A 9,873-nucleotide genomic window follows, 5' to 3' on the forward strand; every position below is an offset into this window, starting at 1 on the left:
AAACAATTAGCCGACGCTGCTCGTGAAGCAGGGCTTAAATTCTAACAAACGATGGCTGGAAATAACAAAAGAATCAGAAACAATAACGATCTTGAGTTAAAAGATCGTTTGGTTGCTATCAACAGGGTAACTAAAGTAACCAAAGGTGGTAGAACCTTTAGTTTTTCTGCCATTGTAGTGGTTGGAAACGAGAACGGCGTTGTAGGCTGGGGCCTTGGTAAAGCTGGTGAAGTAACAACAGCAATTGCTAAAGGCGTAGAAGCTGCCAAAAAGAATCTAGTTAAAGTACCAATTATCAATGGTACTGTTCCTCATGAGCAATTGGCTCGTTACGGTGGTGCAAGTGTATTTATGAAGCCTGCATCTCATGGTACCGGAGTAAAAGCCGGTGGTGCGATGCGTGCAGTATTAGAAAGTGTTGGTGTGACTGATGTATTGGCTAAGTCAAAGGGTTCATCAAACTCACATAACTTAGTTAAAGCTACCATCCTTGCATTAACAGAATTACGTGATGCTGCAACAATTGCTGAACAGCGAGGTGTAACAATGGATAAAGTTTTTAACGGATAAATAAGGACAACATGGCTAAGATAAAAGTAACTCAGGTTAAGAGTAAAATCGGGGCCACTGCAAGGCAAAAAAATACCTTGGCTGCCCTTGGGCTGAAGAAACTTCAGCAAACCGTTGAACATGAAGCCACACCTCAAATTGAAGGAATGGTTCAAAAAGTACTGCACCTGGTGTCAGTAGAAAGATAATTTGGTCGAACGAATTAGAGGAAATTAATATGAATTTAAATAACTTAAGACCTGCAAAGGGTTCGGTAAAGACCTCAAAGCGTATCGGTCGTGGACAAGGTTCTGGTCGCGGTGGAACATCTACTCGTGGTCATAAAGGTGCCAAGTCACGTTCTGGTTATTCACGTAAGTTTGGTTTTGAGGGCGGTCAGATGCCTTTGCAGCGACGTGTTCCTAAATTCGGATTCAAAAACATTAATCGTGTTGAGTATAAAGCTGTAAACATTGAATTATTACAGGTTTTGGCTGAAAAGAAAGACATTAGTGTTATTGATCCTGAAGTTTTAAGACAAGCCGGTTTAGTTAGCAAGAATGACTTGGTGAAGATCTTAGGAAATGGTGAGTTAAAAGCTAAATTAGAAGTTAAAGCTCACGCATTCTCAGAGTCTGCAACTAAAGCTATTGAAGCTGCTGAAGGAACCGTAGTAAAATTGTAATTGAATGAAACTATTCGAAACCATCCGCAACATCTGGAAAATTGAGGATCTTAAATCCAGAATTACTACAACATTAGGACTATTGTTGATCTATCGACTTGGATCGTTTGTAGTACTTCCTGGTATTGATCCTACGCAACTTAGTGCGCTAAAAAGTCAAACAAGGGACGGTGTATTAGGCCTGCTCGATATGTTCTCAGGAGGTGCGTTCTCTAACGCTTCTATCTTTGCATTGGGTATTATGCCTTACATCTCTGCATCCATCGTTATTCAATTAATGGGTATAGCAGTACCTTACTTTCAACGTCTTCAAAGGGAAGGTGAAAGTGGACGTCGAAAGATCAATCAGATAACTCGTTATTTGACTGTTTTGATTTTAGTAGTTCAGGCGCCAGGTTACTTAACTAATTTATTTAATCAGTTGCCAGACGCGGCTTTTGTAGCTACAGGTTGGTCATTTACCGTTACCAGTACAATCATCTTAACTGCCGGAACAATGTTCGTTATGTGGTTAGGTGAGCGTATTACAGATAAAGGAATTGGTAATGGTATTTCGCTAATCATCATGATTGGTATTATTGCTCGCTTACCACAATCGTTGTTTGCAGAGTTTATATCAAGAATGGAAGCTGCTAGTGGAAGCGGTGGTTTGGTAATGTTGCTAATTGAGTTTGTTGTGTTGTTCTTCGTATTTGCCGGAACAATCGCTTTAGTTCAGGGTACTCGTCGTATTCCTGTACAGTATGCAAAGCGTATTGTAGGTAACAAGCAATACGGAGGTGTTCGCCAATACATTCCATTAAAAGTTAACGCTGCTGGTGTAATGCCAATCATCTTTGCACAAGCTATCATGTTCATTCCTGTAACATTTGCAGGTTTTGTTGATAGTGAAACTGCAAGTGGTTTTGCATCTATCTTTGCTAACTTTACCGGAGTGTGGTACAATGTAATTTTTGCCTTAATGATTATTGCATTCACCTATTTCTATACCGCTATTACAATTAATCCGACGCAAATGGCTGAGGATATGAAGCGTAATGGTGGATTCATCCCAGGTGTAAAACCAGGTCGTAAAACGGTAGAATTCTTAGATTCAGTGATGTCTAAGATCACTTTACCGGGTTCTGTATTCCTTGCTTTAGTAGCAATATTGCCTGCTTTTGCAATGATGGCTGGTGTTGATCAGGGATTTGCTCAGTTTTATGGCGGTACTTCCCTACTTATTTTAGTAGGTGTGGTATTAGATACATTACAGCAAATCGAAAGTCACTTATTAATGCGTCATTACGATGGATTAACTAAGTCTGGAAGAATAATGGGTAGAAGCGGCGGTGGAGCCGCTGTGTTATAATTGAGGAACGATCATTGACATGATTTATTTAAAGACTGACGAAGAAATAGAGTTGATGCGAATGAGCAACCAATTGGTTGCAAAAACGCTTGGTGAAGTTGCTAAGGCTGTAAAGCCTGGAGTTTCTACGTTAGAACTGGATAAAATAGCAGAGGCCTTCATTAGAGATAATGGAGGTACTCCTGCCTTTTTAAATTATCAGGGTTTTCCTAACACTCTTTGTACATCTGTTAACGAACAGGTTGTTCATGGTATACCAAATGACACACCTTTACAAGAAGGGGATGTTGTTTCAATTGACTGTGGCGTGTTGTTAAACGAGTTTTATGGTGATTCGGCTTATACTTTTCCAATTGGAGAGGTTGCACCAGATGTGAAGGCACTATTGGATGCCACCAAAGAGTCGTTATACAAAGGCATCGAACAGGCTATTGAGAATAATCGTTTGGGAGATGTAGGTCATGCCATCCAAGCATATACTGAAGAACGCGGATATAGCGTTGTTCGTGAAATGGTTGGGCATGGAATTGGTAAAAACCTGCATGAAGCGCCTGAAGTAGCCAATTATGGACGCAAAGGTAACGGTACCAAATTAAAGTCTGGAATGGTTATCGCAATCGAACCAATGATTAATTTAGGCAAGCGCCAAATTGTTCAGGAGGACGATGGATGGACAATCCGAACCATTGATAAGAAGGTATCTGCTCATTATGAACACACTGTAGCAGTAAGAAAAGGTAAAGCTGATATACTTTCTAGTTTTAAATTTGTAGAAGAAGTATTACATTTGCAGTCTGAAAAATAAAAAGTTATAGAAATTATGGCGAAACAAGCCTCTATAGAACAAGACGGAACAATCATTGAAGCCTTATCCAATGCCATGTTTAGAGTGGAATTGGAAAACGGTCACATCATTACTGCACATATCTCTGGTAAAATGCGTATGCATTACATTAAAATTTTACCAGGTGATAAAGTAAAAGTAGAGATGTCTCCGTATGATTTGACAAAAGGAAGAATTTCCTATAGATACAAATAATAAAGTAACCGATCATGAAGGTTAGAGCATCTGTAAAGAAAAGAAGTGCCGATTGCAAAATCGTGAAACGCAAAGGGCGCTTGTACGTGATTAATAAAAAGAATCCAAAGTTTAAACAACGTCAAGGATAAATTATAAGATTATGGCAAGGATTGCTGGAGTTGATATACCCTCAAACAAAAGAGGAGAAATTGCTTTGACTTATATCTTCGGAATAGGTAGAAGCAGAGCACAAGAGATTCTTCAGAATGTTGGCGTTGACGCTAATATCAAAGTTTCAGACTGGACTGACGCACAGATTAAAGCTGTTCGTGAAAATATTTCCGACAATTATAAAATTGAAGGTGAATTGCGTTCAGAAGTTCAATTAAACATCAAGCGATTGATGGATATTGGATGTTACCGTGGTATTCGTCACCGTATCGGTTTACCATTGCGTGGACAATCGACTAAGAACAACGCGCGTACACGTAAGGGTAAGAAGAAGACTGTTGCAAATAAAAAGAAAGCCACTAAATAATTAAGTAAGATATGGCAAAGAAGTCAGGATCTCAAAAAAAGAGAGTTGTTAAGGTGGAGGCTGTTGGACAGGCTAATATCCATTCGTCTTTCAATAACATTATCATCTCATTGGCCAATCAAAATGGTCAGGTGATTTCTTGGTCTAGTGCTGGTAAAATGGGTTTCCGTGGTTCTAAAAAGAACACACCTTATGCTGCACAAATGGCTGCTACTGATTGTTCAAAGGTAGCATTCGATTTAGGACTGAGAAAGGTAAAAGTTTATGTGAAAGGGCCTGGTAATGGTCGCGAGTCTGCGATTCGTTCGATCCATGCTGCTGGTATTGAAGTAACAGAAATTGTTGATGTTACACCACTGCCACACAACGGATGTCGTCCTCCAAAAAGAAGAAGAGTATAATTACTCGACTAGTTGTTAACCATAGATTTTTGATGGCAAATTTTGAATAAGAATTGGTTATATGATTATTTCTCCTCTCTATAATCTAGCGGCTGCCATATTCAATATTTAAAATCAAAAATTTAAAGTCAAAAATTTAGAAGAATGGCTAGATATATTGGTCCAAAAACAAAAATCGCTCGTAAATTCGGTGAAGCGATTTACGGTCCGGATAAAAATTTCGAAAGAAGAAATTTCCCTCCAGGACAGCATGGTAACAACCGTAGACGCAAAACAAGCGAATATGGGTTACAATTAAAAGAAAAGCAAAAAGCTAAGTACACATACGGTGTTCTTGAAAAACAATTCCGTAACCTGTTTAAAAAAGCTTCTCGAAGCAAAGGTATTACAGGTGAGGTGTTACTTGGTCTTCTGGAATCTCGTTTAGATAACGTTGTTTATCGCATGGGAATTGCTCCAACAAGAGCAGCAGCAAGACAACTTGTATCACACCGTCATATTACTGTTGATGGTGGAATCGTTAACATCGCTTCATATCAGGTAAAAGCTGATCAGGTAGTAGGTGTTCGCGAGAAGTCAAAATCGCTTGAAGTTATTTCAACTGCATTGGCTAATACAGGTGTGCATAAATATTCCTGGTTAGAATGGGATCAAGATTCATTTGCAGGTAAATTCTTGAATGTACCTGAAAGAAGTGATATTCCTGAAAACATTAAAGAACAGTTGATTGTTGAATTGTATTCTAAATAATTAATTCTTATGGCAATATTAGCATTCCAAAAACCAGATAAAGTAATTATGCTGGAAGCCGACGAAAAATTCGGCAAATTTGAATTTCGTCCGCTTGAACCAGGGTATGGTATTACCGTTGGAAATGCCTTAAGAAGAATATTGTTGTCCTCTTTAGAGGGTTACGCAATCACCACTGTCAAGATCGAAGGCGTAGATCATGAATTCACCAGCATTCCTGGTGTAATCAATGATGTTACCGAGATCGTTCTTAATCTTAAGCAGGTTCGCTTCAAAAATCTGGTAGAAGATACAGAGCAGGAAACTGTAACTGTTAGTATTTCAGGTAAAGAAGAGTTTACTGCCGGCGATCTTAATCAATTTATGACTGGTTTTGAGGTTTTAAATCCAGAATTGGTTGTGGCTAAGATGAACCCGGAAGTAAATCTGCAGATGGTATTGACCATTGAAAAAGGAAGAGGTTACGTTCCTTCTGAGGAAAATAAACCAACTGAAGCAGAATTTGGGTTAATTGCTATCGATTCAATCTTTACTCCAATTCGCAACGTTAAGTATGCGATCGAAAACTATCGTGTAGAGCAAAAAACTGACTACGAAAAGTTAGTTTTAGAAATTGAATCAGATGGTTCAATACATCCAAAAGATGCATTAAAAGAAGCAGCTAAAATATTGATTTATCACTTTATGCTATTCTCAGATGAAAAGATTACTCTTGATTCAGATGAGAAGTTTGGCAATGAAGAATTTGATGAAGAAGTATTGCACATGCGTCAGCTTCTTAAAACTAAGTTGGTTGATATGGACTTATCAGTACGTGCGCTTAACTGTTTGAAGGCTGCCGATGTTGAAACATTAGGTGAGCTGGTAACATTTAATCGTAACGACTTATTAAAGTTCCGTAACTTCGGTAAGAAGTCACTTACTGAGTTGGATGATCTTCTGCTCAATATGGGACTTACTTTCGGAATGGATACCGCAAAGTATAAATTAGACAAGGAATAATAGCGATGAGACATAGAAAGAAATTTAATCATTTAGGTCGTAAGAGCGCACATCGCAAAGCGATGTTAGCTAACATGGCTTCCTCATTGATTCTTCACAAAAGAATCAAAACTACGGTGGCTAAAGCTAAAGCATTACGTATGTATGTAGAGCCTCTTATCACTAAGACAAAAGATTTAGATACTGTAGAAGCAAAAATGCATGCTCACAGAACAGTATTTTCATACTTAAAAGATAAGCACGCTGTAAAAGAATTATTCGAAGAGGTAGCTGGTAAAGTTGCTGACCGCCCGGGAGGATATACACGTATTCTTAAGTTAGGTAATCGATTAGGTGATAACGCAGAAATGTGTTTAATCGAATTGGTTGACTACAATGAAAACATGTTAGAGACTAAAAAGTCCTCTTCAGCTGGTAAAAGAACACGACGTGGACGTAGAAAATCAACTGCTGAAAAAGCTGTTGTTGCTGAAGCTCCTGCTAAAGAAGAAGTTCAAGAGCAGGCTTCTGAATCTACTGAAACTGAATCAAAAGAATAAATCAATGATTGAAAAGGAAAGACTTTCGTTTTTCCTTTTTTTTCATGAAATTGCTTAAAGGAGGATAATGATGAAAAGCATTATCCTTTTTTATTTAAAGGATTATCAATCAATACATAAACAAATATTATTATGGGACAAATTGCAAACATTCATGCACGTGAGATCCTTGATTCACGCGGTAACCCAACTATCGAGGTTGAAGTAACACTAGAAAGTGGTTTTGTTGGTCGTGCGGCTGTACCTTCAGGTGCTTCAACAGGTGAGCACGAAGCTTTAGAACTACGTGATGGCGATAAAGGTCGTTACCTGGGTAAAGGTGTATTAGGAGCAGTAAAAAATGTTAACGAAGTTATTGCTCCTGAATTAGTTGGAATGAGCGTTCTTGAACAAGTTGCGATCGATAATAAGATGTTAGAACTTGACGGAACTAAAACTAAGAGTAAGTTAGGTGCTAACGCTATCTTAGGTGTTTCTTTGGCATCTGCAAAAGCTGCTGCTGAATACTTGGGTATGCCATTGTATCGTTACATTGGTGGTACTAACGCTGTTACTCTTCCTGTACCAATGATGAACATCATTAATGGTGGTTCTCACTCAGATGCTACTATCGCTTTCCAGGAGTTTATGATTCGCCCTGTTGGTGCTGAGTCATTCCGCGAAGGTTTACGTATGGGTGCTGAGGTATTCCACGCATTAGCTAAGGTATTAAAAGGTAAAAACCTTTCTACTGCTGTAGGTGATGAAGGTGGTTTCGCTCCTATGTTAGGTGGTACTGAAGAAGCTATTGACTGTATTTTAACTGCTATCAAAAACGCTGGTTACAAGCCAGGACGTGTTGAAGAAGGTGGTGATATTTCAATTGCTATGGACTGTGCCTCTTCTGAGTTCTTCAAAAATGGTGTATATGATTACAGCATTTTCGAGCCAAACGGCGTTAAACGTAACTCACAAGAGCAAGCTGCTTACTTAGCTGAATTGGTTGCTAAATACCCAATCGATTCAATCGAGGATGGTATGGATGAGAATGACTGGGACGGATGGGTAGCTTTAAATGCTGCTATCGGTGATAAGTGCCAGTTAGTTGGTGACGACTTGTTCGTAACTAACGTAGATTACCTAAAGAAAGGTATTGAATTAGGAGCTGCTAACTCAATTCTAATTAAAGTAAACCAGATTGGTTCATTAACTGAAACATTGAACGCTATTGAAATGGCTCACCGTGCTGGTTACACATCAGTAACTTCTCACCGTTCAGGTGAAACTGAAGATGCTACTATCGCTGACATCGCTGTGGCTACTAATTCTGGTCAGATTAAGACTGGTTCATTAAGTCGTTCAGACCGTATGGCTAAGTACAACCAATTACTTCGCATTGAGGAAGAATTAGGAGAACGTGCTGTTTACGGTTATGCTAAAGTTCAGAAGAAATAAGAAATATTTCTATTTGATATATGAAAGGCTGACCATTGTGGTCAGCCTTTTTTCGTTTAAATTAATCTTAAAACAATTAGCCATATTAAGTGTTCTAATAGTGCCTTAAACTCACGCAAGGCATAATTATTAATTCAATCAGCTCACTCAATATGGATTATATCAAACAACGTATTATTGAAATTGGTCGCCCAAAAGCTGAAATGGTCAAAGACTTGATTAAGAAGCATGGCGATGACGTTATTCAGGAAGTTACATTAGGACAGGTATTGACAGGTATGAAGGGAATGGTATCGCTTTTGACCTGTACATCTAAATTGGACCCTGAGGAGGGAATTCGTTTTAGAGGATATTCGATTCCTCAACTGCAGGAACTACTTCCAAAGATGCATCCAGAGGGAGAACCATTGCCAGAAGGTTTGTTTTATTTAATGCTTACAGGTGAGTTGCCAACTAAAAAGGACGTAAACCATATTAGCGAGCAATGGGCACAAAGGGCTCAGGGAATTCCTCCACATGTGTTTGATGTGATTAATGCTTTACCAAAAGATGCTCACCCAATGATTCAGTTTAATACGGCCATCTTGGCGATGTCTACCGAGTCGCAATTCAGAAAGGCATACCTGACTGGGATGGAAAAGAAGGATTATTGGGGGCCGATGTATGAAGGTGTCATGGATTTAATATCCAGACTACCTGTAATAGCTGCATATATTTACCGTCGCGTATTTCACAATGAGCAATACATCGATATCGATCCAAATCATGACTGGGCGGCGAACTTAGCGCATATGATGGGTCACGATACAACGGAAGTACATCGTTTAATGCGCCTTTATATGGTAATCCACGCCGATCATGAAGGAGGAAACGTATCTGCTCATGCCACACATTTGGTTGGCTCGGCTTTATCTAATCCTTATTATAGTTTCTCAGCAGGAATGAATGGCTTAGCCGGTCCATTGCATGGTATGGCTAATCAAAATGTAATGCACTGGATACATAAAATGATTCGTGAGATTGGAGATGAAAATCCAAGTGAATCGCAGATTAAAGATTATGCAGAGATGACCCTTAGAAATGGTCAGGTTATTCCTGGCTACGGGCATGCTGTTTTAAGGAAAACTGACCCTCGATTTACGGTACAACTGGAATTTGCTAAAAAATATGCGCCTGATGCACAACTTATTCAACTGGTTGATAAAATTTACAATGTAGTTCCGGATATTTTGACGAAGACGGGTAAGGTGAAAAATCCTTGGCCAAATGTGGATGCAATCAGCGGATCCTTGTTGTCAACCTTTGGTATTACTGAATATCCTATTTATACAGTACTATTTGGGGTTTCAAGGGCATTAGGAGTATTAACACAATTGATTTGGGATAGATTATACGGATTACCAATTGAACGTCCCAAATCGCAAAACTTGCAATGGTTCATCGATAAAGTTAACTATCAACAATAAATTACAGAAAGGAGGCTTATGCCTCTTTTTTATTCTATGCGATTGATTGTTAATTTTTAATTACTCTAGAAACTGTTTAAATTTTGTTTTTGAGAGTTAGTTTGGATGAATTAAGTTCTCAAACAAGGCAAAAATAA

The 9,873-nt window shown here is 38.7% G+C and carries 14 protein-coding genes; all 14 read left to right on the top strand.

Going from position 1 to position 9,873, the window contains the following annotated elements; all coding sequences use genetic code 11:
- Window positions 1-51 precede the first annotated feature (51 nt).
- Entirely contained in the window at window positions 52-570 is a 519-nt protein-coding gene (gene rpsE, locus AC4MRQ_RS23055) for a 30S ribosomal protein S5 (RefSeq protein ID WP_491200087.1), read from the top strand.
- Between the two features lie 11 nt (window positions 571-581).
- Window positions 582-758 (top strand): 50S ribosomal protein L30, encoded by a 177-nt coding sequence (gene rpmD / locus AC4MRQ_RS23060; protein WP_262325237.1) that lies wholly within the window; start codon window positions 582-584, stop codon window positions 756-758.
- Between the two features lie 29 nt (window positions 759-787).
- On the top strand, window positions 788-1,234 hold the full coding sequence (gene rplO, locus AC4MRQ_RS23065) for a 50S ribosomal protein L15 (RefSeq protein WP_491200088.1): 447 nt from the start codon (window positions 788-790) through the stop codon (window positions 1,232-1,234).
- A 4-nt stretch (window positions 1,235-1,238) separates the two neighbouring features.
- Complete coding sequence (gene secY, locus AC4MRQ_RS23070; RefSeq protein WP_491200089.1) at window positions 1,239-2,585, top strand: preprotein translocase subunit SecY; 1,347 nt, start codon at window positions 1,239-1,241, stop codon at window positions 2,583-2,585.
- A 19-nt stretch (window positions 2,586-2,604) separates the two neighbouring features.
- Window positions 2,605-3,390, top strand: a complete 786-nt coding sequence (map, locus tag AC4MRQ_RS23075; RefSeq protein ID WP_491200090.1) for a type I methionyl aminopeptidase — start codon at window positions 2,605-2,607, stop codon at window positions 3,388-3,390.
- Between the two features lie 15 nt (window positions 3,391-3,405).
- The gene (gene infA, locus AC4MRQ_RS23080; RefSeq protein ID WP_143303625.1) at window positions 3,406-3,624 is read left to right on the top strand and encodes a translation initiation factor IF-1; all 219 of its coding nucleotides are present in this window, start codon (window positions 3,406-3,408) and stop codon (window positions 3,622-3,624) included.
- A gap of 14 nt (window positions 3,625-3,638) precedes the next feature.
- Window positions 3,639-3,755, top strand: a complete 117-nt coding sequence (gene ykgO / locus AC4MRQ_RS23085) for a type B 50S ribosomal protein L36 (protein ID WP_071792536.1) — start codon at window positions 3,639-3,641, stop codon at window positions 3,753-3,755.
- Between the two features lie 11 nt (window positions 3,756-3,766).
- Window positions 3,767-4,144 (top strand): 30S ribosomal protein S13, encoded by a 378-nt coding sequence (gene rpsM, locus AC4MRQ_RS23090; protein WP_491200091.1) that lies wholly within the window; start codon window positions 3,767-3,769, stop codon window positions 4,142-4,144.
- Between the two features lie 11 nt (window positions 4,145-4,155).
- Window positions 4,156-4,545 carry a 30S ribosomal protein S11 gene (rpsK, locus tag AC4MRQ_RS23095; protein WP_212191463.1) on the top strand — a complete coding sequence of 130 codons (390 nt, stop codon included), beginning with the start codon at window positions 4,156-4,158 and terminating at the stop codon, window positions 4,543-4,545.
- A 144-nt stretch (window positions 4,546-4,689) separates the two neighbouring features.
- Window positions 4,690-5,295, top strand: coding sequence for a 30S ribosomal protein S4 (rpsD, locus tag AC4MRQ_RS23100; protein WP_491200092.1), 606 nt, complete (start codon window positions 4,690-4,692; stop codon window positions 5,293-5,295).
- 9 nt (window positions 5,296-5,304) lie between these two features.
- The gene (locus AC4MRQ_RS23105) at window positions 5,305-6,297 is read left to right on the top strand and encodes a DNA-directed RNA polymerase subunit alpha (protein WP_491200093.1); all 993 of its coding nucleotides are present in this window, start codon (window positions 5,305-5,307) and stop codon (window positions 6,295-6,297) included.
- A gap of 5 nt (window positions 6,298-6,302) precedes the next feature.
- On the top strand, window positions 6,303-6,836 hold the full coding sequence (rplQ, locus tag AC4MRQ_RS23110) for a 50S ribosomal protein L17 (RefSeq protein WP_491200094.1): 534 nt from the start codon (window positions 6,303-6,305) through the stop codon (window positions 6,834-6,836).
- Window positions 6,837-6,968: 132 nt separating this feature from the next.
- Entirely contained in the window at window positions 6,969-8,270 is a 1,302-nt protein-coding gene (eno, locus tag AC4MRQ_RS23115; protein ID WP_491200095.1) for a phosphopyruvate hydratase, read from the top strand.
- A gap of 152 nt (window positions 8,271-8,422) precedes the next feature.
- Entirely contained in the window at window positions 8,423-9,736 is a 1,314-nt protein-coding gene (locus AC4MRQ_RS23120) for a citrate (Si)-synthase (RefSeq protein WP_491200096.1), read from the top strand.
- Window positions 9,737-9,873 lie beyond the last annotated feature (137 nt).

It is taken from the genome of Carboxylicivirga sp. (assembly GCF_982718395.1).

What these genes read in the sequence shown, in the direction of transcription:
- rpsK (WP_212191463.1), top strand. Translation starts at nt 4,156, where the DNA reads ATGGCAAAGAAGTCAGGATCTCAAAAAAAGAGAGTTGTTAAGGTGGAG.
- ykgO (WP_071792536.1), top strand. Translation starts at nt 3,639, where the DNA reads ATGAAGGTTAGAGCATCTGTAAAGAAAAGAAGTGCCGATTGCAAAATC.
- rplO (WP_491200088.1), top strand. Translation starts at nt 788, where the DNA reads ATGAATTTAAATAACTTAAGACCTGCAAAGGGTTCGGTAAAGACCTCA.
- rpsD (WP_491200092.1), top strand. Translation starts at nt 4,690, where the DNA reads ATGGCTAGATATATTGGTCCAAAAACAAAAATCGCTCGTAAATTCGGT.
- AC4MRQ_RS23120 (WP_491200096.1), top strand. Translation starts at nt 8,423, where the DNA reads ATGGATTATATCAAACAACGTATTATTGAAATTGGTCGCCCAAAAGCT.
- rpmD (WP_262325237.1), top strand. Translation starts at nt 582, where the DNA reads ATGGCTAAGATAAAAGTAACTCAGGTTAAGAGTAAAATCGGGGCCACT.
- rpsM (WP_491200091.1), top strand. Translation starts at nt 3,767, where the DNA reads ATGGCAAGGATTGCTGGAGTTGATATACCCTCAAACAAAAGAGGAGAA.
- map (WP_491200090.1), top strand. Translation starts at nt 2,605, where the DNA reads ATGATTTATTTAAAGACTGACGAAGAAATAGAGTTGATGCGAATGAGC.
- eno (WP_491200095.1), top strand. Translation starts at nt 6,969, where the DNA reads ATGGGACAAATTGCAAACATTCATGCACGTGAGATCCTTGATTCACGC.
- infA (WP_143303625.1), top strand. Translation starts at nt 3,406, where the DNA reads ATGGCGAAACAAGCCTCTATAGAACAAGACGGAACAATCATTGAAGCC.
- rpsE (WP_491200087.1), top strand. Translation starts at nt 52, where the DNA reads ATGGCTGGAAATAACAAAAGAATCAGAAACAATAACGATCTTGAGTTA.
- secY (WP_491200089.1), top strand. Translation starts at nt 1,239, where the DNA reads ATGAAACTATTCGAAACCATCCGCAACATCTGGAAAATTGAGGATCTT.
- AC4MRQ_RS23105 (WP_491200093.1), top strand. Translation starts at nt 5,305, where the DNA reads ATGGCAATATTAGCATTCCAAAAACCAGATAAAGTAATTATGCTGGAA.
- rplQ (WP_491200094.1), top strand. Translation starts at nt 6,303, where the DNA reads ATGAGACATAGAAAGAAATTTAATCATTTAGGTCGTAAGAGCGCACAT.